The sequence below is a fragment of the Streptomyces sp. NPDC107559 genome (assembly GCF_055657365.1).
This window is the reverse complement of sequence record NZ_JBVKBD010000025.1, coordinates 79,100-100,303: the sequence shown is the minus strand read 5'-3', so window position 1 is coordinate 100,303 and position 21,204 is coordinate 79,100. Positions and strand designations below refer to the sequence as shown.

At 72.3% G+C, this 21,204-nt stretch carries 14 protein-coding genes; 2 read left to right on the top strand and 12 right to left on the bottom strand.

What is annotated here, in order from left to right; translation table 11 throughout:
* Window positions 1–42: 42 nt before the first annotated feature.
* The 3 genes from ACZ7OY_RS40430 to rpsO form a co-directional block, all read right to left on the bottom strand.
* Window positions 43–1,422 carry a M16 family metallopeptidase gene (locus ACZ7OY_RS40430; protein ID WP_472250542.1) on the bottom strand — a complete coding sequence of 460 codons (1,380 nt, stop codon included), beginning with the start codon at window positions 1,420–1,422 and terminating at the stop codon, window positions 43–45.
* Complete coding sequence (locus ACZ7OY_RS40425; RefSeq protein WP_472250541.1) at window positions 1,419–3,659, bottom strand: polyribonucleotide nucleotidyltransferase; 2,241 nt, start codon at window positions 3,657–3,659, stop codon at window positions 1,419–1,421. Before ACZ7OY_RS40425 ends, ACZ7OY_RS40430 begins: the two co-directional genes overlap by 4 nt.
* Window positions 3,660–4,000: 341 nt before the next feature.
* A complete protein-coding gene (rpsO, locus tag ACZ7OY_RS40420; protein WP_384735022.1) occupies window positions 4,001–4,288 on the bottom strand; it encodes a 30S ribosomal protein S15 in 288 nt (95 codons plus the stop codon).
* Window positions 4,289–4,552: 264 nt separating this feature from the next.
* Between rpsO and ACZ7OY_RS40415 the strand changes: the two genes are divergently transcribed.
* Entirely contained in the window at window positions 4,553–4,873 is a 321-nt protein-coding gene (locus ACZ7OY_RS40415; RefSeq protein ID WP_472250540.1) for a DUF397 domain-containing protein, read from the top strand.
* Window positions 4,874–5,329: 456 nt separating this feature from the next.
* Complete coding sequence (locus ACZ7OY_RS40410; protein ID WP_472250539.1) at window positions 5,330–9,193, top strand: SCO5717 family growth-regulating ATPase; 3,864 nt, start codon at window positions 5,330–5,332, stop codon at window positions 9,191–9,193.
* An 89-nt stretch (window positions 9,194–9,282) separates the two neighbouring features.
* Here ACZ7OY_RS40410 and ACZ7OY_RS40405 read toward each other — a convergent pair whose 3' ends face one another.
* The 9 genes from ACZ7OY_RS40405 to rimP all read right to left on the bottom strand — a co-directional run bounded on the left by ACZ7OY_RS40405 (window position 9,283) and on the right by rimP (window position 21,005).
* A complete protein-coding gene (locus tag ACZ7OY_RS40405) occupies window positions 9,283–10,242 on the bottom strand; it encodes a bifunctional riboflavin kinase/FAD synthetase (RefSeq protein ID WP_472250538.1) in 960 nt (319 codons plus the stop codon).
* A gap of 51 nt (window positions 10,243–10,293) precedes the next feature.
* The gene (locus tag ACZ7OY_RS40400; RefSeq protein ID WP_472250537.1) at window positions 10,294–13,686 is read right to left on the bottom strand and encodes a trypsin-like peptidase domain-containing protein; all 3,393 of its coding nucleotides are present in this window, start codon (window positions 13,684–13,686) and stop codon (window positions 10,294–10,296) included.
* Window positions 13,687–13,950: 264 nt separating this feature from the next.
* Window positions 13,951–14,856 carry a tRNA pseudouridine(55) synthase TruB gene (gene truB / locus ACZ7OY_RS40395; protein ID WP_472250536.1) on the bottom strand — a complete coding sequence of 302 codons (906 nt, stop codon included), beginning with the start codon at window positions 14,854–14,856 and terminating at the stop codon, window positions 13,951–13,953.
* Window positions 14,856–15,317 (bottom strand): 30S ribosome-binding factor RbfA, encoded by a 462-nt coding sequence (gene rbfA, locus ACZ7OY_RS40390; RefSeq protein WP_351613521.1) that lies wholly within the window; start codon window positions 15,315–15,317, stop codon window positions 14,856–14,858. Before rbfA ends, truB begins: the two co-directional genes overlap by 1 nt.
* Window positions 15,318–15,356: 39 nt before the next feature.
* Window positions 15,357–15,650 (bottom strand): DUF503 domain-containing protein, encoded by a 294-nt coding sequence (locus ACZ7OY_RS40385; RefSeq protein ID WP_384734822.1) that lies wholly within the window; start codon window positions 15,648–15,650, stop codon window positions 15,357–15,359.
* 189 nt (window positions 15,651–15,839) lie between these two features.
* Window positions 15,840–18,950 (bottom strand): translation initiation factor IF-2, encoded by a 3,111-nt coding sequence (gene infB, locus ACZ7OY_RS40380; RefSeq protein WP_472250535.1) that lies wholly within the window; start codon window positions 18,948–18,950, stop codon window positions 15,840–15,842.
* Between the two features lie 162 nt (window positions 18,951–19,112).
* Entirely contained in the window at window positions 19,113–19,394 is a 282-nt protein-coding gene (locus ACZ7OY_RS40375) for a YlxR family protein (protein WP_351613512.1), read from the bottom strand.
* 112 nt (window positions 19,395–19,506) lie between these two features.
* On the bottom strand, window positions 19,507–20,493 hold the full coding sequence (gene nusA / locus ACZ7OY_RS40370) for a transcription termination factor NusA (RefSeq protein WP_351613509.1): 987 nt from the start codon (window positions 20,491–20,493) through the stop codon (window positions 19,507–19,509).
* Window positions 20,494–20,495: 2 nt separating this feature from the next.
* The gene (gene rimP, locus ACZ7OY_RS40365; protein ID WP_384732916.1) at window positions 20,496–21,005 is read right to left on the bottom strand and encodes a ribosome maturation factor RimP; all 510 of its coding nucleotides are present in this window, start codon (window positions 21,003–21,005) and stop codon (window positions 20,496–20,498) included.
* Window positions 21,006–21,204 lie beyond the last annotated feature (199 nt).

Here is a 21,204-nt window from a genome sequence, read left to right as displayed (position 1 = left end):
GTCTTGCTTCCTTACCGAAGGGGATGGGGCCGGCCGAGGGGTTCAGGCGACGGCGTCGTTCAGCCGGGCGGCCTGCTTGTCCTTCAGCGGGCCGATGACCGACAGTGACGGGCGCTGTCCCAGGATCTCGCGGGCGACCGAACGGACCTCGTCCGGGGTCACGGCCGCTATCCGGGCCAGCATGTCGTCGACGGACATCTGCTCGCCCCAGCACAGTTCGCTCTTGCCGATACGGTTCATCAGCGCGCCCGTGTCCTCCAGGCCGAGGACCGTGGAGCCCTGGAGCTGGCCGACCGCGCGGCCGATCTCCTCGTCGGACAGGCCGTGCTCGGCGACGTGGTCGAGTTCGTCGCGGCAGATCTTCAGCACGTCGTGCACCTGGCTCGGGCGACAGCCCGCGTACACGCCGAACAGGCCGCAGTCGGCGAAGCCCGAGGTGTACGAGTACACGCTGTAGGCCAGACCGCGCTTCTCGCGGACCTCCTGGAAGAGCCGGGAGGACATGCCGCCGCCGAGGGCGGTGTTCAGCACGCCGAGGGCCCAGCGGCGGTCGTCGGTGCGGGCCAGGCCCGGCATGCCGAGGACGACGTGCGCCTGCTCCGTCTTGCGGCCGAGCAGTTCGACGCGGCCCGCGGTGCGGATGGTGCGCCGGCCGTCGCGGGGGGCGATGGGCGTGGCGTCCTGGCCGCGGAAGGCGCCCGCCTTCTCGAACGCGGCACGCACCTGTCGTACGACCTTGTTGTGGTCGATGTTGCCCGCGGCCGCGACCACCAGGTGGGTGGGGTCGTAGTGCTTCTTGTAGAAGCGGCGGATGCGGTCGGCGGTCAGGGCGTTGACCGTGTCGACCGTGCCGAGGACCGGGCGGCCGAGGGGGTTGTCGCCGAACATCGTGTGCGCGAACAGGTCGTGCACACAGTCGCCCGGGTCGTCCTCGGTCATCGCGATCTCTTCGAGGATCGCGCCGCGCTCGACATTGACGTCGTCCTCGAGGATGAGGGAGCCGGTCAGCATGTCGCAGACGATGTCGATGGCCAGGGGCAGATCGGTGTCGAGCACGCGCGCGTAGTAGCACGTGTACTCCTTGGCCGTGAACGCGTTCATCTCGCCGCCGACCGCGTCGATGGCGGAGGAGATGTCCAGCGCGCTGCGGCGCGAGGTGCCCTTGAAGAGCAGGTGCTCCAGGTAGTGCGTGGCGCCGTTCAGGGCCGGGGTCTCGTCGCGGGAACCGACGTGCGCCCAGATGCCGAAGGTCGCCGAGCGGACCGAGGGCAGGGTCTCGGTGACGATGCGCAGGCCGCCGGGGAGGGTGGTCTTGCGGACCGTGCCGATGCCGCCGGTGCCCTTGATGAGGGTTTGGGTACGGGCAACGGCCCGCGCCTCCGAAGAGGTGCGGGCCGTCGCCGTGGGGCTGCTCGACGTCACTTGTCGTCCGCAGCGGAGCTGCTGTCGGCCGCAGCGTCCTTCGTCTCGTCGTCGCCTTCGCCCTCGATCACGGGGATCAGGGAGAGCTTGCCGCGGGAGTCGATCTCGGCGATCTCGACCTGGACCTTCTGGCCCACGCCGACGACGTCCTCGACGTTCTCCACGCGCTTGCCGCCGGCGAGCTTGCGGATCTGCGAGATGTGCAGCAGACCGTCCTTGCCCGGGAGCAGCGAGACGAACGCGCCGAAGGTGGTGGTCTTGACGACCGTACCCAGGTAGCGCTCGCCGACCTCCGGCATGGTCGGGTTGGCGATGCCGTTGATCGTGGCGCGGGCGGCCTCGGCGGCCGGGCCGTCGGCGGCACCGATGTAGATGGTGCCGTCGTCCTCGATCGTGATCTCGGCGCCGGTGTCCTCCTGGATCTGGTTGATCATCTTGCCCTTGGGGCCGATGACCTCGCCGATCTTGTCCACGGGGATCTTGACGGTGATGATCCGCGGGGCGTTCGGGGACATCTCGTCCGGCGTGTCGATCGCTTCCATCATCACGTCGAGGATGTGGAGGCGAGCGTCACGGGCCTGCTTGAGGGCCGCAGCCAGGACGGAGGCCGGGATGCCGTCCAGCTTGGTGTCGAGCTGGAGGGCGGTCACGAACTCCTTGGTGCCGGCGACCTTGAAGTCCATGTCGCCGAAGGCGTCCTCCGCACCGAGGATGTCGGTGAGGGCGACGTAGTGCGTCTCGCCGTTGATCTCCTGGGAGATCAGGCCCATGGCGATACCGGCGACCGGGGCCTTCAGCGGCACACCGGCGTTCAGCAGCGACATGGTGGAGGCGCAGACCGAACCCATGGACGTCGAACCGTTGGAGCCGAGGGCCTCGGACACCTGACGGATCGCGTACGGGAACTCCTCGCGCGTCGGCAGCACCGGCACGATGGCGCGCTCGGCGAGAGCGCCGTGGCCGATCTCGCGGCGCTTGGGGGAGCCGACGCGGCCGGTCTCGCCGACGGAGTACGGCGGGAAGTTGTAGTTGTGCATGTAGCGCTTGCGGGTCACCGGGGAAAGGGTGTCCAGCTGCTGCTCCATCCGGAGCATGTTGAGGGTGGTGACGCCCAGGATCTGGGTCTCGCCACGCTCGAACAGCGCCGAGCCGTGCACGCGCGGGATGGCCTCGACCTCGGCGGCGAGCGTACGGATGTCCGTGACGCCGCGGCCGTCGATGCGCTTCTTCTCCTTGATGACGCGCTCACGGACCAGGGACTTGGTCAGCGAGCGGTACGCGGCGGAGATCTCCTTCTCGCGGCCCTCGAACTCCGGCAGGAGCTTCTCGGCGGCGAGCGTCTTGACGCGGTCCAGCTCGGCCTCGCGCTCCTGCTTGCCCGCGATGGTCAGCGCGGAGGCCAGCTCCGGGCGGACGGCGGCGGACAGCGCCTCCAGGACGTCGTCCTGGTAGTCGAGGAAGACCGGGAACTCACCGGTCGGCTTGGCGGCCTTCGCGGCGAGGTCGGCCTGGGCCTTGCACAGCACCTTGATGAAGGGCTTCGCGGCGTCCAGACCGGAGGCGACGACCTCCTCGGTCGGCGCCTCGGCGCCACCCGCAACCAGCTGGATGGTCTTCTCGGTGGCCTCGGCCTCGACCATCATGATCGCGACGTCGCCGTCCTCCAGGACGCGACCGGCGACGACCATGTCGAAGACGGCGTCCTCGAGCTCGGTGTGCGTCGGGAACGCGACCCACTGGCCGTTGATCAGCGCGACGCGGACGCCGCCGATCGGGCCGGAGAAGGGCAGACCGGCCAGCTGCGTGGACGCGGACGCGGCGTTGATCGCCACGACGTCGTACAGGTGGTCGGGGTTGAGCGCCATGATCGTGGCGACGACCTGGATCTCGTTGCGCAGGCCCTTCTTGAAGGACGGGCGCAGCGGGCGGTCGATGAGGCGGCAGGTGAGGATGGCGTCCTCGGAGGGACGGCCCTCACGGCGGAAGAAGCTGCCGGGGATCTTGCCGGCGGCGTACATCCGCTCCTCGACGTCCACCGTCAGGGGGAAGAAGTCGAGCTGGTCCTTGGGGTTCTTGGAGGCGGTGGTGGCCGACAGCACCATGGTGTCGTCGTCCAGGTACGCCACTGCGGAGCCGGCGGCCTGCTTGGCCAGGCGGCCCGTCTCGAAGCGGATGGTGCGGGTGCCGAAGGCGCCATTGTCGATGACGGCCTCGGCGTAGTGGGTCTCGTTCTCCACTAGCGTTTTCTCCTCGTCTTCGTCCCGCCTCGCCCGTGTGGCGGGGGGACGGTGGCGGAGAAGCGCTCCGTGCGGTGCTGGCCGGTCTTCGATCGAAGCACCCGGGGCTCACTTCCCCCCGGGCGCCACTACCGAGGACCGGCGGCGGCGAGGTGCGCTTCTCCTCGTTCGGTGTGTGTGATCACGCGATACCCGGTACGGGTAGGGCCTATCACACGGTGTCGTACGTATTGCGTTGTGCTACCACACTACAAAGCGCCGGCGACACTCCGCACGTTTCCGCATGTACGGCAAAGGGGAGCGGTCCCGAGCACTTCGGGAACCGCTCCCCTCATGGCGTCTTACTTGGCGCCCGCAGCACCACGGCGGATGCCGAGGCGGTCGACCAGCGTACGGAAGCGCTGGATGTCCTTCTTGGCCAGGTACTGCAGCAGGCGGCGGCGCTGACCGACCAGGATCAGCAGACCACGACGGGAGTGGTGGTCGTGCTTGTGGGCCTTGAGGTGCTCGGTCAGGTCCGAGATCCGGCGGGACAGCATGGCGACCTGGACCTCGGGGGAGCCGGTGTCGCCCTCCTTGGTACCGAACTCGCTGATGATCTGCTTCTTCGTAGCGGCGTCGAGCGACACGCTTACTCCTCGTAGTCTCTGAGTAGCCACCGAGTGCCCCTGGTCCACTTCTCAGGGGAGCTTCCGTTACTCGGGAGGCGGGGATCCGCTGGGCGCGGCCTTCAGAGCGATGCTCCGCGGGCGCGTACACAAACGGCCGTCGTCCACAGTACCAGCAGTACAGGGCCCACTCGGCCGGGGTCCCCGAACCACCCGGTCGGCGACCCGTCGGCCACTAGGGTGAACGCCGGGATCATCCGCACGTCGGGAAGGGGTCGCTTGACCATGGCGGAGGAACTGAGCGCGGACGTCAAGGCGCGCAAAGAGCGGGAGCGGGACGAGCTCTACGCGCTCGACATCTCGGACGTCGAGTGGCTCGGCGCACCGGGCACCGAGCAGCACGAGGAGCGGGTCGAGATCGCCTACCTCCCGGCCGGCGCGGTGGCCATGCGGTCGTCCCTCGACCCCGGCACGGTGCTGCGCTACACGGAGGCGGAGTGGCGGGCCTTCGTGCTCGGCGCGCGGGACGGCGAGTTCGACCTGGAGCCGGCGCCGCACGACGGGGGTCACGGCAGCGGTCCCGACGGCGGTCCCGACGTGGAGTGAGCGGATCGTCGGTTCGGCGGCCGACGCGGCGGTGCGAAGAAGAGGAATACGAGGGCGAGGAAGGGGCGGCGCGCACGCGTGCCGCCCCTTCCTCATGCCGCGTTGGCCAATGCGCTTACGGGGTACGCCGATCGGGAGTCCCGAATCGGTCAACTCCCTCCACGTTCTGTCCCGCTTGTTCATGAATGTCATGTGGTTTGTTCACCAATATGCGTGCCGTGTACGGCACTTCCGGGCAGGCTGTGACGCAGTGGACAGGCGCTCAGGGGCGGACGGACCTGCCGGGGTGGGGCCTGCGGTGATTAGGCTGGGACAGGGCGCGATGCCAGAACCCGTGGACCGGGCATCGACGTCCCAGGGGGAGCCGGTTGACCGGACGACCTCGAACGACTTCGGACGACGAGAAATGGTCGCCCCGGCACGGCATGGGGGTGCTCGACCACACCAGGAGGAACTGTGAGCAGCGATCGGGACGGGATCCGCGGGGGCTGGGCCACACCCGGCGATGACCAGCCCGACGTCGAGTCCGACATCGAGATGACGGGCGAGTTCACCCTCGACTACGCGCCGCCCGCCTGGTACACGCAGAACGCGGCGGGAAGTTCGGGCTCGACGCCCGCCACGGGTCCGGATGACGGCACCGGCAGCGCCGGTGGTACGGCGGCCGGTGCCGGCGCGACCGCGCCGGGGGCGCAGGGCGGCCCCGGCCGGCAGACCGGACCTACGACCCCGGGAGCGCAGGGAGTTGCGGGGACGCCGTTCCCGTCGGGGCCCTCGGGTGTGCCGCTGCCGGGGCTCACGCCGCCCGCCCATGCCAGCCAGCCGTCCGGGGCTCCCTTCGCGCCGCCGCAGCAGGCGCCCGCTCCCGGGGCGCCGTTCGCGCCGCCGCAGGCGCCCAATCCCGGGGCGCCGTTCGCCGCGCCCCGGCCGCCCGTGCCGCCCGCCGGCGGTCCGGTTGCCGTGCCGCGCCTTCCGGTCGGCAGCGGGTTCGAGCCCTCGGTTCCGCCGACACCCTCGGCGCCGGCATCTCCCCCGGCGCCCCCTTCTCCCCCGGTGGCCATGACTCCCCCGGTGGCCGGCGCGTCGCCGACGGCCGTGCCGAACATTCCCGTGGGCGGGTTCAACAGCCCGTGGGGTACGGGTCCGGCCGCCCCGGCGTCGCCCATCCCTGAACCTCCCGCGGCTCCGCCCGCGCCTGCGGTGCCTGCCGTACCCGCCGCGCCTGTGGCGCCTGCCGCCTCCGTTGCCGAGGGCGGCGACCCCGGCAGCGGCGACCTGGAGAGCGGCGCCACCATGCGGTTCTCCGCCGTCGCTCTGAAGCGGGAGATCGCGGAGCGGACCGCCGAGCAGCAGGAGCAGGAGGCGCAGGAAACGCGGGAAGCAGGGGACGAGAGCCCCGCTGCCGACGGATCCGTGCCGCCCGCGGACCCGGAGCCGGCCTCCGAGGCCGAGGTCCAGGCCGAGGCCGAAGCCGAAGCCGAGCCGGAGACCGATGAGGCGGCCGGTGCGGTGGCCGACGCCCCGGAGTCGGCGGATGTCGAAGCGTCGGCCGACGCCGAGGAGTCGGCCGACGCCAAGGGGTCGGCCGACGCCGAGGACGTGTCCGTCGAGGAGGACGGCGAGGAGGACCGCGAGAGCGAGACCCTGGCGCCTTCGGACGACGCCGAGCCCGAGGAGGCGGCGGCCGAGGTCACCGCGGAGGACGCTGACGCGGTGTCTCCGGACGCCGAAGCGGTCGCTGCGGAAAGCGACGCCGACACCACCGAACCCACGGACGCGGACGCAGTGGACGCGGATGTAGTGGACGCAGATGCCCTGGGCGCGGACGTAGTGGGCGCGGATGTAGTGGACGCAGATGCCGTGGGCGCGGACGTAGTGGGCGCGGACGTAGTGGGCGCGGATGTCGTGAACACCGACGTCACGCCCGTGGACGCCGTTCCCTCGGACGTCACGCCCATGGACGCCGTTCCTTCGGACGTCATGCCCATGGACGCCGTGCTTTCCGACGCCGTGGCGGACGAGCCGCAGGACGCCGTTCCGGGTCCGGCCGGCGCGCCGCAGGACGCTCCCCCCGCCTGGACACCCCCGCCTGCGCCGCAGGGCGGGCTGCCCCCGCTGCCGCCGACGTACCAGCCCGCGGCCCCGGCCGCCGCGGCCCAGTGGCCTGCGCAGCCCCCGGCCCAGCCCGAGCCTCAGCCGGCCGCACCGACGGCCCAGCCGCCGTTCCAGCCGCAGGCGCCCGAGCCCGCACCCGCCGCCTGGGGCACGCCTGCCCCGCAGAGCGGTTACGGCTTCCCGCAGCAGGGCGAGGCCCCCGCCCCGGCCGCCCCCAACCCGCCTGCCGGATACGGCTTCCCGCACCCCGGTGCCGCCCCGGCCCCGGCTCCCGCCCCCGGCGGCCAGCACCTCCCGCCCGTGCCGGGCCCCCGGCCGGAGCCCGCACCGCAGGCACCGGTGGACGCGACGCCGTCCCCCGCCCCGGGCTACGGCTTCCCCCACCAGGGCGCCCCCGCGCCCGCGGCACCCAATCCCCAGGACGGCTACGGCTTCCCCCACCAAGGCGCCCCCGCGCCCGCGGCACCCACTCCCCAGGACGGCTACGGCTTCCCCCACCAGGGCGGCGCCCCCACCCCGCCACAGGCGCCCGGCGGCTACCCCCTGCCGCAGCCCGGTGGTTACGGATTCCCCCAGCCGCCCGCCCCACAGGGGCAGCCGCAGCAGGCGCAAGGCCCGCAGGCGGCTCCGCACGGATTCGCTCCGCAGACGCCGCAGCCCCCGCAGCCCCCGCAGCAGCCGCAGCAGCCGCAGGCACCGCAGCCGCCGCAGGGCGTTCAGCCGCCTCAGCCTCCCCAGGCGCCACAGCACCCGCAGGCGTACCCCCAGCACCCGCAGCAGGCCCAGCAGCAGCCCGGTCAGCAGCCGCAGCCGCAGCAGCCCCCCGTGGACCCCCGGGCCGGATCCGCCTGGCCGCAGCCCATGCAGCACGACCAGCGGCAGCCGACCAACCCCGGTGCCGCGCCGCTCGGTTACACCGCGGCCGTGGAGCTGTCGTCGGACCGGCTGCTCAACAACAAGCGGCAGAAGGCGAAGAGCGGACGGCCGACCGCAACCGGCGGGCGGTTCAAGCTCGGTGGCAAGCGGGAGGAGGCCGAGCGGCAGCGGAAGCTCGACCTCATTCGGACGCCCGTGCTGTCCTGCTACCGGATCGCCGTCATCAGCCTCAAGGGCGGTGTCGGCAAGACCACCACGACCACCGCGCTGGGTGCCACGCTCGCCACCGAGCGACAGGACAAGATCCTCGCGATCGACGCGAACCCGGACGCCGGCACCCTCGGCCGACGCGTACGGCGGGAGACCGGGGCGACCATCCGCGACCTCGTCCAGGCGATCCCGTACCTCAACTCGTACATGGACATCCGGCGGTTCACCTCCCAGGCCCCCTCCGGGCTGGAGATCATCGCCAACGACGTCGACCCGGCGGTGTCGACGACGTTCAACGACGAGGACTACCGGCGCGCGATAGACGTGCTCGGGAAGCAGTACCCGATCATCCTCACCGACTCCGGCACCGGTCTGCTGTACAGCGCCATGCGCGGTGTGCTCGACCTCGCCGACCAGCTCATCATCATCTCGACGCCGTCCGTGGACGGTGCGAGCAGCGCCAGTACGACGCTGGACTGGCTGTCGGCGCACGGGTACGCCGACCTGGTCTCCCGCTCCCTCACCGTCATCTCCGGGGTGCGGGAGACCGGCAAGATGATCAAGGTGGACGACATCGTCAGCCACTTCGAGACGCGCTGCCGCGGTGTCGTCGTCGTCCCGTTCGACGAGCACCTCGCCGCCGGTGCCGAGGTCGACCTCGACATGATGCGTCCCAAGGTGCGCGAGTCGTACTTCCACCTCGCGGCGATGGTCGCCGAGGACTTCGTACGGCATCAGCAGATGCACGGGCTGTGGACCTCGGACGGCAACCCGCCGCCCGTGGCCGCACCGCCGATGCCGGGGCAGCCGTACCCGGGTCAGTCCTACGGCCAGCAGCCGGGCCAGCCGTACGCAGGTCAGCCCTACCCTCAGCCCGGACAGCCGTACGCACAGCCCGGCCAGCCCGGCCAGCCTTACGCGCAGCCGGGCCAGCCCTACGCACAGCCGGGACAGCCGCCCGCGCAGCCGGGACAGCCCGCGCAGCCGGGGCAGCCGGGGCAGCAGCCCTATCCGCCCGCCGGTCAGCCGTACCCGCCGCAGGGTCACCCCCAGCAGCCCGGACAGCCGTATCCGCAGCAGCCCGGTTACCCGCAGCAGCCCCAGCCGCCGCAGCAGTAGGCCCGGCCCCGGCCGGGTGAACGCGAAGGGCGGCCGGTGTCCCGAGGACACCGGCCGCCCTTCGGCGTCGTACGAGCGGATCCAGCCGGCTAGTCGGCGGCCGTACCCGCCGCCTCCACCAGCTCGCGGCAGCGCTTCACGTCCTCGGCCATCTGCTCCAGGAACGCCTCCAGCGAATCGAACTTCGCCTGGCCGCGGACGTAGGCCAGGAAGTCGACGGCGACGTGCAGGCCGTACAGGTCCAGACCGACCCGGTCGATGGCGTACGCCTCCACCGTGCGCTCCGTGCCGTCGAACTGCGGGTTCGTGCCGACGGAAATGGCGGCCGGCATGGCCTCGCCGTCCGCGTGCAGCCAGCCGGCGTAGACGCCGTCGGCCGGGATCGCGGTGTGCGGCAGCGTCTCGACGTTCGCCGTGGGGAAGCCCAGCTCGCGGCCGCGCTGCGCGCCGCGGACGACCACGCCCTCCACGCGGTGCGGGCGGCCGAGGATCTCGTGGGCGCCCTCGACGTCACCGCCGGCCACCAGACGCCGGGTCAGGGTGGAGGAGAACGGCTCGCCGCCGCCCGCCGCACCGCTCACGTACAGGTCGACGACCTCGACCTCGAAGTCGTAGACCCGGCCCTGTTCGGTGAGGAACTCCACGTTGCCCGCGGCCTTGTGGCCGAAGCGGAAGTTCGGGCCCTCGACGACCGCCTTGGCGTGCAGCTTGTCGACCAGGACCTTGACGACGAAGTCGGCCGGCGACAGCTTCGAGAACTCCTTGGTGAACGGCAGGATCAGCACCGCGTCCACGCCCAGGCCCGCCATCAGCTCGGCACGGCGGTGGTGCGGGGCCAGCAGCGGCGGGTGGCTGCCGGGGCGGACCACCTCGCTGGGGTGCGGGTCGAAGGTGACGACGACGGACGGCACGCCCAGCTCACGGGCGCGCTCCACGGCATGGCTGATGATCAGCTGGTGGCCCCGGTGAACTCCGTCGTAGGAGCCGATGGTGACGACGCTGCGCCCCCAGTCCTCGGGGATGTCCTCCAAGCCACGCCAGCGCTGCACTGTGACCGCTCCTTGTCGAACCTGTGTTTGTTGCCTGCCTTACGGGCAGGTCTAAGGGTGCCATGCCGAGTGCTCCCGCCCCGCATCGGCATGGGGGCTGTGACAGGGCGCACTCTCCGGGCCACGGTCGCGGACCCTCGGTACGGGGTCCTGGCCGCGGCGGCGGTCGGCGCGCGCCGTCACCCGAGCGGCTGTCGCGGTCCGGGCTTCCACCGCCTCCTGCAGCACGGCCGCGACCCGGCCCGCCAGGGCGGGCGTGGTGACACCGGCGAGGGTACGCAGTGCCTCGCCCGCGTCGGCTCTGCGCAGCCGTGCCCGGAAGGCGGCGAGGACCGGTTCGGTGTGGGTGGCGAGGGCGGGGACCAGCGCGCTCGGCGGAAGCTGCGGATCGGCCGCGGCGAAGTGCCTCAGCGCCCGCGGGAGGTGCCGGGACCGGGTGTGCGGATCGCGTACGAGGAGGGCGAGGGCCGCGCCGTGCACGGTGCAGTCGGTGGGGCGGGCGAGCAGGTCGAGGGCCAGGTGGCGCAGGAGTTCGTGGTCGGCGTCGGAGCGGGTGTGCGGGGCGGCGCGCAGTCCGTACGTCACCGCCGCCAGCCGCCGGGCCGGTCGCTCGTCGCGCGCCCAGCGGTCGACGGCCCGGCACAGGGCGGACGGCTCGTCCTCGGCGAGGACGGCGAGGAGTTCGCCGGCCCGCCGGTGCGGGCTCTCGACCAGGCGTTCCGCCAGGTCGTCCAGGGCGCGGTGCCGGTGGGTGTGCAGCAGCGCCTGCGCGGCCGTGGCGACGGTCGCGTGCGGGGTGGCGGGCAGCGGCCGTTCGTCGTCGAACCAGCGCATGAGGTGCGGTTGTACGGCGGCGGGGTCGGCGGCGAGCAGTTCGGCCGCCGCGTCGAGGTAGCGGGGCGGGCCGGTGTCGTGCGGGGCGGCGTCGGCGAGGACGAGGCGGCGCAGCAGGTCGAGGCGGCCGGCGCCGGGCAGCGCGAGGCCGGTCCAGAAGGCGGGGCCGAACTCGCCGGGCGGGGGCCGCCGCTGTCGGCGCCGGGCGACGATCAGCTCGGTGAGCAGGCGCAGGACGCCGGTGTACGGGGTCGCGTCCGGCACCCGTCGCAGTACCTCGGCAAGCAGCCGGGCCGCCCACCAGGAGTGCGGGTCGGCTTCCAGGACGTGGACCAGTTCCGCCAGGCGGACGGCGAGCCGGGGGCTGCCGTGCTGGCGGGCGACCAGGAGCAGGGCCTGGACGACGGGGCCGATGCGGTGCGGCGGCACCGGCAGCGCGCGCCCGTCGCGCGGGCCGTGGACCAGGACGCGCAGCGCCTCGTCCAGGTCGAGGTGCATGCCCTGGATCCAGTCGGCGAGCTCCTCGTGGGCGAAGCGGTAGCCGTCTCCGGCGGGGACGAGGAGGCCCTCGGCGAGGACGGCGCAGGCCCAGCCGGTGCCGCCGCCGAGCCGGGCCGGGGCGGTGCCCCGGGGGAAGAGCGCCTCGAACGACGCGGGGTCCAGTTCGCCCTGGCCGGGTCCGAGGCTGCTCCGGGCCGCCAGGTGGACCTGGCCGGAGACCTTGGCGGCGAGCCGTCGTACGGCGGTGCCGCGCAGGCCGTTCCGGTCGGCGAGGCGGACGGCGATCCGCAGGCACATCAGATCGAGGTGGGCGGCGAGGACGTCGTCCCCGTCGAGCGGGGTGTCGGGGGCTTCGGGGGCGGCGGCCCGGACCTCGGACAGCAGGCGCAGGGTGAGGGGGTGGCGGGCGTGCGGCTCGCCGAGGACCGTGCCGGGGACGCCGTAGCGCTCGCGGGCGAGCCGGGCCTCGTCCTCGGACAGGTCCCCGAGGTGCACGCAGGGCGGCAGGGTGCCGTCGGGATCCGCCGCCGGGCCCGGACCGCCGTGCAGCAGCTCGCGCGGGAACCCGGCCCCGGCTCGCTCCCAGTACTCCGCCCGGCAGCCCACCACCAGGCGTGCTCCGGACTCCCTCAGCCAGTGCGCCGTGCCCGTCGTCCAGTCGGGCAGACGGTGGGCGAGGGCGGGCGGCATCTCCTCCGGGCCGTCGAGCAGGAGCAGCAGGGGGCGGCCCGCGGTGCGGGCGATCCGGGCCAGGCGTTCGGGGGTGATGTCGCCGAGGTCGGCGGGGTGGGCCGGGTCGGAGGCGGCCACGATACGGGCGGCACGGACGAGTGCCCGGTGGGCGGCGTCGGCGACGGAGCCGTCCGCTTCCCTGAGATCGGCGCCGCGCAGCCACAGGGTGGGGGCCGGGCGGGTACCCCGGTGGCGGCGGGCGGCGAGCGCCGCGAGTTCCGTCGTACGGCCGCTGCCGGGGGCGCCGACGAGGGCGAGGACGGCGGCCGGGCCGGTGGCGAAGGCGGCGAACTCCTTTACCGTCGCCGCCCGTTCGACTGGTTCGGCTGGTTCGGCTGGTTCGACGACCGGACGCCGGCCTGCCGGCACTGGACCTGCCGGACCATGCGCCGCCAAACCCAGACCTGCCGAACCCAGACCTGCCGAACCCAGACCTGCCAGACCCAGACCTGCCGGACCCGGCCCTGCGGCACCCGCCCCTGCGGAATCCGGATCAGCCGAACGCAGGTCCGGCGAGTCCGGGTCCGGCGGGTGGATGCGGTCGGTCCGGTCGGTGAGGGTGCCGGGTGGGCTGTCCGAGCCGACGGCGGTGACGGAGGCGGCGGCGACGGAGGCGGCGGTGAGCTCCAGCACGCCCGCCAGGTTGAGGTCGACGCCGTAGGCGGGCACCGTCTCGGCGTTGCGGGCGAGCAGGTCGGTGAGCCGGTCGGTGTCGGCGTGCGGGGTGCGGCCCGCTCGGGCGGCGGCGGCCGCCCGGGGCGGCAGCGGGACGGCGAACCCGGTGGCGCGGTGACCGCAGTGGAGGGCGGTGCCGACGACACCGACGACGGCACCGGTCGCCGCGTCGAGCACCGGTCCGCCCGCCGCTCCGCCGCCGGGGCGCAGGGCGTCCCGGCCCGCTGTGCCGATCGCCAACTCCATGACGTCGTCGAGGAGATGGGAGCGGTCCGTGGCCGTGTACGTCACCGGGGTCCGGCCCAGGACCCGCGCCTGGCGCCAGCAGCCCGCGTTGACACGGACGTAGGTGCCGGGCCCGATCCCGTCGCGCACGGTGACGGGCAGCGGCTCGACACCGAGCCGCTCGGTGCGTACGAGGGCCAGGCCGAGGGCGGGCAGCGCGGTCACGGCGTCGGCGGTCACGACGCGGGTGCGGTCGGCGGCCGTGTGCAGCACCAGGTGGGGCAGTCCGTCGACCGCCTCGTGGCTGGTGATCATCGTGCCGTGGCGGTCCGCGACGAATCCCGTGCCGCGGGGGCGGCCGGCCGGATCCTGGATGCGGACGAGGAAGCGGTCGGCGGTCCAGGCGTCGCCGGCGGCCCCTGTGCCGTGCGGTGCACCGTGGGCGCCGCACGCACCCTGGCCGCCCTGTCCCGCCATGGCCGTACCTCCCCGCCCTGCGCGCGTGACCTCGGTTCGACGGTAGGCGCGCGATGATCGACGGGACAGATCGCGAGGTGAACGCGCCCCCTCACGCTCCCGCCGTTCACTCCGAGCGCCTGCCCGGACGGGTGAATGGAGCGGGGACGGTGGATACACCCTAGGGGTGGGGGAACCGAGGGGGGACCGTGGAGCGGCGGCAGTGGAGGACCCCGTGCTCGCCGCTCCACGGGCACCGAGTCGCGGTGCCCGGCAGCGTCGGCCTCAGCCGAAGACGGCCAGGCTCTTGGCCTTGCCCCGGTGGGCCTCGACCAGAGCCAGGAAGCGGCCCTCGGGGTCGAACACGGCGACGGCGCCGCGGCCTTCGTACTCGTCGGGCATCTCCAGGCGCACCCCGTTGAGGAGCAGCCGCCCCCGCTTGGCGTCCACGTTCCAGCGCGGGAAGGCGGCCGTGGCCGCGTCGGTGATCGGCATCACCGTCAGTTCCTGCTGGTGCTGCTCCAGGGTCCGCGCCGCGTCCAGCTTGTACGGGCCGACGCGGGTGCGGCGCAGGGCGGTCAGATGACCGCCGACGCCGAGGTCGGCGCCCAGGTCGCGGGCGAGGGCGCGGATGTAGGTGCCGGACGAGCAGACCACCGACACCACCAGGTCCTTGACCGGGGTGCCGTTCTCGGCGACGGCGTCACGGACGTCGTACACGGTGAAGGAGGAGATGGTGACCGGGCGGGCCGGGATCTCGAACTCCTCGCCCTCGCGCGCCCGCTTGTACGAGCGCACGCCGTTGATCTTGATGGCGCTGACCTTGGACGGCACCTGCATGATGTCGCCGCTCAGCTTGGCGACACCGGCGTCGACGGCGTCCCGGGTGATCGCGGAGGCGTCGGTGGAGGAGGTGATCTCCCCCTCGGCGTCGTCGGTGAGCGTGTTCTGCCCGAGCCGGACGGTGCCCAGGTACTCCTTCTCGGTCAGGGCCAGATGCCCCAGGAGCTTGGTGGCCCGCTCGACGCCGAGGACGAGCACCCCGGTCGCCATGGGGTCGAGGGTGCCGGCGTGGCCGACGCGTCGGGTCCGGGCGATCCCGCGCATCTTCGCGACCACGTCGTGCGAGGTGAAGCCCGACGGCTTGTCGACAATGACCAGGCCGTCGGGCGTCTTGTGCTTCTCGGTCATTACGGGGCGTCGCCGTCCGTCTCGACGGTCTCGTCCTCGTCGCCCGGCTTGCGGTACGGGTCGGCTTCACCGGCGAAGCTGGCGCCCGCGGAGACCTCGCGGACCTTGGCGTCCGAGGCCCGTGCCTTGTCGAGCAGATCCTCGATGGTCTTGGCGGTGTCCGGCAGGGCGTCCGCCACGAAGGTCAGGGTCGGCGTGAACTTCACGCCGGCCGCCGCTCCCACCGCGGAACGCAGCACGCCCTTGGCGCTCTCCAGGCCCGCGGCGGCCGCGGCCCGCTCCTCGTCGTCCCCGTACACCGTGTAGAAGACGGTCGCCTCCCGCAGATCACCCGTGACCCGGGTGTCCGTGATGGTGACATACGAGCCGAGCCGCGGGTCCTTGATCCCGCGCTGCAGCTTCTGGGCCACCACCTCTCGGATGAGGTCCGCCAGCCTCTTAGCCCGCGCGTTGTCGGCCACTGGTCCGTCTCCCGTTCTTTCCTGATCTGAGTTCTTGGGTCAGTCGTCTTCGCCGTGCAGGCGCCGTCGTACCGACAGCAGCTCCACCTCGGGGCGTCCGGCGACCAGTCGTTCGCACCGGTCCAGTACGTCGTTGAGATGGCCGACGTCGCCGGACACCATCGCGAGGCCGATGCCGGCCCGGCGGTGCAGGTCCATATGGTCCACCTCGGCGGCGCTCACCGCGTACTTCCGCTGGAGCTCGGCGACGATCGGGCGGACGACGGAGCGCTTCTCCTTCAGTGACCGAATGTCGCCGAGGAGCAGGTCGAAGGACAGAGTCCCTACGTACATGTGTACCCGGTTCACCCGCCGGTACGGGATCGATGGCCCCGCCATCCACTGGGCAGGGACATCAAGAACGGTACAACGAACGGGCCGGGTACTCGACGGGATTGTTCGCCCGCCGCCCCTGCCCGTCCCCCGGAACACGCCGAGGCGGCCGGCGGGAAGGACTCCCGCCGGCCACCTCGGGCCGGGGCATTACACCCGCGGCTTCTCGCGCATCTCGTACGTCGCGATGACGTCGTCGACCTTGATGTCGTTGAAGTTGCCGAGGTTGATACCACCCTCGTAGCCTTCGCGGATCTCGGTGACGTCGTCCTTGAAGCGACGCAGACCCTCGATGTTGAGGTTCTCCGCGATGACCTTGCCGTCGCGGACCAGTCGGGCCTTGGTGTTCCGCTTGACCTCTCCGGAGCGGATGAGGACACCGGCGATGTTGCCCAGCTTGGACGACTTGAAGACCTCGCGGATCTCCGCCGTACCGAGCTCGACCTCTTCGTACTCCGGCTTCAGCATGCCCTTCAGGGCCGCCTCGATCTCCTCGATCGCCTGGTAGATGACCGAGTAGTAGCGGACGTCCACGCCTTCGCGCTCGGCCATCTGCGCCGCGCGGCCGGCCGCACGGACGTTGAAGCCGATCACGATGGCGTCCGAGCCCATCGCCAGGTCGATGTCGGACTCCGTGACCGCACCGACACCGCGGTGCAGGACGCGGATGTCGACCTCTTCGCCGACGTCCAGCTGGAGCAGGGACGACTCGAGCGCCTCGACGGAACCGGAAGCGTCACCCTTGATGATCAGGTTCAGCTGCTGGATCTCGCCGGCCTTGAGCACCTTGTCCAGGTCCTCGAGGGAGACGCGGCGCGTGCGCTTGGCGAAGGCCGCGTTGCGCTCGCGGGCCGCACGCTTCTCGGCGATCTGGCGGGCCGTGCGGTCCTCGTCGACGACGAGGAAGTTGTCGCCCGCACCCGGGACGTTGGTCAGGCCCAGGACCTGGACCGGCGTCGACGGGCCGGCCTCGGCGACGTTGTTGCCGTTGTCGTCGAGCATGGCGCGCACTCGGCCGTAGGCGTCGCCCACGACCATCGTGTCGCCGACCCGCAGGGTGCCTCGCTGGACGAGGACCGTGGAGACGGCACCGCGGCCGCGGTCGAGCCGGGACTCGATCGAGATGCCCTGCGCGTCCTGGTGCGGGTTGGCACGCAGGTCGAGCGAGGCGTCCGCGGTGAGGATGACGGCCTCGAGCAGGGAGTCGATGTGCAGACCCTGCTTGGCGGAGATGTCGACGAACATGGTGTCGCCGCCGTACTCCTCGGCCACCAGGCCGTACTCGGTGAGCTGACCGCGCACCTTGGTCGGGTCGGCACCCTCGACGTCGATCTTGTTGACCGCGACGACGATCGGGACGTCGGCCGCCTTGGCGTGGTTGAGCGCCTCGACCGTCTGCGGCATGACGCCGTCGTTGGCCGCGACGACGAGGATCGCGATGTCCGTCGACCGGGCACCACGGGCACGCATGGCGGTGAACGCCTCGTGACCCGGGGTGTCGATGAAGGTGATCTTGCGCTCTTCGTCGTTGACCTCGGTCGCGACCTGGTAGGCACCGATGTGCTGGGTGATGCCGCCGGCCTCGCCCGCGATGACGTTCGTCTTGCGGATGGCGTCGAGCAGTCGGGTCTTACCGTGGTCGACGTGACCCATGACGGTGACGACCGGCGGACGGACCACGAGGTCCTCCTCGCCGCCCTCGTCCTCGCCGAACTCGATGTCGAAGGACTCGAGCAGCTCGCGGTCCTCCTCCTCCGGGCTGACGATCTGAACGGTGTAGTTCATCTCGCCGGCGAGGAGCTGGAGCGTCTCGTCGGAGACGGACTGCGTGGCCGTGACCATCTCGCCGAGGTTCATCATGACCGCGACGAGCGACGCCGGGTTGGCGTTGATCTTCTCCGCGAAGTCGGTGAGGGACGCACCGCGCGACAGGCGAATGGCTTCGCCGTTGCCGCGAGGCAGCATCACGCCGCCGACCGACGGGGCCTGCATGGCCTCGTACTCCTGGCGCCTCTGCCGCTTCGACTTGCGACCGCGACGCGCGGGACCGCCGGGACGGCCGAAGGCGCCCTGCGTGCCACCACGGCCACCGGGACCACCGGGACGACCGCCGAAGCCGGGACGGCCACCGCCGCCACCGAAACCGCCGCCGCCACCGGCGCCGGGGGCACCGCCACCGGGACGGCCGGCGAAGCCGCCGCCACCACCGGGACGACCGGCACCGCCGCCACCGCCCGGACGGCCGGCGAAGCCGCCGCCCGCGGGACGACCGGCGCCGCCGGGACGACCCGCACCACCCGGACCGCGGCCGCCGGGGCCACCGCCGGGACGCGGGCCGGCAGCGGGACGCTGCGGCATCATGCCGGGGTTCGGACGCGGACCCGCGGGACCGCCACCGGGACGGGGACCGCCGCCCTGCGGGCGGGGCATACCGGCCGGCGACGGACGGGAGCCGCCCGGAGCCTGCGGACGCGGACCGCCGCCCTGGGCGCCGGGCGCCTGCGGACGGGGACCGGCGCCGGGGGCACCGGGGCCGCCGGGACGCGCGCCCTGCGGACGCGGCGCCTGCGGACGCGCCATGCCGGTGGAACCACCGGAGGTGAAGGGGTTGTTGCCCGGACGGGGACCGGCCGGACGGGCACCCGGACGCGGGGCCTGACCGCCGGGGCGCGGGGCGCCACGGTCGGGACGGTCCGAACGGGGAGCCTGACCCTGACCCTGGCCGGGACCACCCTGACGGGCACCGGGCTTCGGGCCGCCGGGGCCCGGACGGGCACCGGGGCGCGGACCCTGGGCGGCGGCCGGAGCGGCCGACGCGGCAGGCGCGACCGGGGCCGACGGCGGAGCGGTGAACTCCGGAGTCGTCGGAGCCGCCGGGGCCGGACGCGGCGCGGGCTTGGGGCCCGGCACCGGACGCGGACCGGAAGCGGCCGGCGCGGGGGCCGACGGGGCCGCCGGGGCCGCGGGCTGCGGGGCCACGGGGGGCTTGGGGGCGACCGGCGGCTTCGGAGCAGCCGGTCGAGCCGTCTGCGCCGGGGAGGGCGCGCCGGGCTTGGGGGCGGCCTTGCGCGGGGCGGGACGGCCGGCGGACTTGCCGCTGCCACCACCCTGGAAGGCGTCTGTCAGTTTGCGTACTACCGGCGCCTCGATCGTCGAGGACGCCGATCGGACGAATTCACCGAGTTCCTGGAGCTTGGCCATGACGACCTTGCTCTCCACACCGAACTCCTTGGCGAGTTCGTATACCCGGACCTTAGCCACTTCGCTCCTTTTAGGTCCGGGTTGCGGCCGGACCGTCGCTACTTCATGGGCGTACTCATCGCGTGCTCATCGAGTGCTCATCGCAATCTCGACCTACTTCCAACTCGCGGGGTACCTGGGCCGCGCGGCTGTCCGCGCGACGCTTCTTACGGTGTTGCCTGATCAGCAACGTTCTGTCTGCTCCACGTACTGGCGCAACACCTTTACGTCGAGCGGGCCCGGGACGCGCAGCGCCCTCGGGAACGCCCGGCGGCGTACCGCCAGGTCGAGACAGACCGGGACGGGGTGTACATATGCACCCCGGCCGGGCAGCGTACCGCGAGGATCGGGGACGCAGGCGTCCCCGGCCGCCACGATGCGCAGCAGATCGGTCTTGGCCGCTCGCTCCCGGCACCCCACACAGGTGCGTTCAGGGCATACGCGGGCTCGCGTCCGGCCAGACACTGCTAAGTCTACCTCCCCGCACCGACCTCACCCCTTTGGGGCAAAAATCGAACGGTTGTTGTCGTGATCCAAGCAACAACGGCCGGGATCTATTCCCACTCCCGGGGGAGCGCTACTCGGACACCTGCTCGGTGTCCGGCCGGATGTCGATACGCCAGCCGGTGAGCCGGGCCGCGAGCCGGGCGTTCTGCCCTTCCTTGCCGATCGCCAGCGACAGCTGGTAGTCGGGCACGGTCACCCGCGCGGACCGGGTCGAGAGGTCCACGACCTCGACCTTGTTCACCCGCGCCGGGGACAGCGCATTGCCCACCATCTCGGCCGGGTCGTCCGACCAGTCGACGATGTCGATCTTCTCGCCGTTCAGTTCGGCCATCACGTTGCGCACCCGGCCGCCCATCGGGCCGATGCAGGCGCCCTTGGCGTTCAGGCCCGAACGGGTGGACCGCACCGCGATCTTCGTGCGGTGACCGGCCTCGCGTGCGATGGCGGCGATCTCGACGGAACCGTCAGCGATCTCCGGCACCTCCAGCGCGAAGAGCTTCTTCACCAGGTTGGGGTGCGTGCGCGAGAGGGTCACGGACGGACCGCGGACACCCTTCGCCACCCGGACGACGTACGACCGCAGCCGCATCCCGTGCGGGTAGGTCTCACCCGGGACCTGCTCCTGCACCGGCAGGATCGCCTCCAGCTTGCCGATGTCGACCAGCACGTTCTTCGGGTCACGGCCCTGCTGCACCACACCGGTGACGATGTCGCCCTCACGGCCGGCGTACTCGCCGAGCGTCGCGTCGTCCTCGGCGTCGCGCAGGCGCTGCAGGATCACCTGCTTGGCCGTGGTGGCGGCGATACGGCCGAAGCCGGACGGGGTGTCGTCGAACTCGCGGGGCTCCTGGCCCTCTTCGAGGTCCTCGGGGTCCTCCTTCGCCCACACGGTCACATGCCCGGTCTCCCGGTTGAGCTCCACGCGCGCGTGACGGCGGCTTCCCTCGGTGCGGTGGTAGGCGATGAGGAGGGCCGACTCGATCGCCTCGACCAGCAGGTCGAAGGAGATCTCCTTCTCCCGCACCAAGCCCCGCAGGGCGCTCATGTCGATGTCCACGGCTACGCCTCCTCCTCTTCCTTCATGTCCTTGCTGTCCTTGCGGTTGAACTCGACCTGGACCCGGGCCTTGGCGATCTCGTCGAAGGCGAGCCTGCGGGAGGTGGCCTTGCGGCCCTTCACTCCGGGCACCTCGACGTCGAGACCTGCCTCATCGACCGTCAGGATCCGGGCGGTCAGTTCGCCGCCCTCGGTGAGCTGGAACCTCACCAGGCGGTCCTGAGCACGCACGTAGTGGCGGTGCTCGCTGAGGGCGCGCTCCGCGCCCGGGGTTCCGACCTCGAGGGTGTACTCACCCTCGCCCATCGCGTCCGTCTCGTCGAGCTTCGCCGAGAGCGCGCGGCTCACATCGGCGATCCGGTCCAGATCCGCTCCTGTGTCGGAGTCGACGACGACGCTCAGCACCCGCTTGCGGCCCACGGAGTCCACGGCGATCTCTTCGAGATCGAGGCCCTGGGAGGTCACGAGCGGTTCCAGTAGTTCTCGCAGCCTCTCGCTCTGAGTGGTGCTCATCCGGGTGACTCCTCGGCCGCGTGTGCTGTTGTGGGATGGGGCGTGTGTCTGCTCAAAGGGTATCCGGTCGCAGGGAGTGTTGCCGTCCACCTGCGCCTGGAACGGTGCCGATGAGTGATGCCGGGCGGGCACGCGGGTACCGTGATCAACGGCGGGGCCGCCCTCCCCGTCCGTGTGTTCGCACAAGCCCCCCTGAGGA

What these genes read in the sequence shown, in the direction of transcription:
- ACZ7OY_RS40415 (WP_472250540.1), top strand. Translation starts at nt 4,553, where the DNA reads ATGGCGGAGGAACTGAGCGCGGACGTCAAGGCGCGCAAAGAGCGGGAG.
- ACZ7OY_RS40400 (WP_472250537.1), bottom strand. Translation starts at nt 13,686, where the DNA reads ATGGCGGGACAGGGCGGCCAGGGTGCGTGCGGCGCCCACGGTGCACCG.
- truB (WP_472250536.1), bottom strand. Translation starts at nt 14,856, where the DNA reads ATGACCGAGAAGCACAAGACGCCCGACGGCCTGGTCATTGTCGACAAG.
- ACZ7OY_RS40385 (WP_384734822.1), bottom strand. Translation starts at nt 15,650, where the DNA reads ATGTACGTAGGGACTCTGTCCTTCGACCTGCTCCTCGGCGACATTCGG.
- rimP (WP_384732916.1), bottom strand. Translation starts at nt 21,005, where the DNA reads ATGAGCACCACTCAGAGCGAGAGGCTGCGAGAACTACTGGAACCGCTC.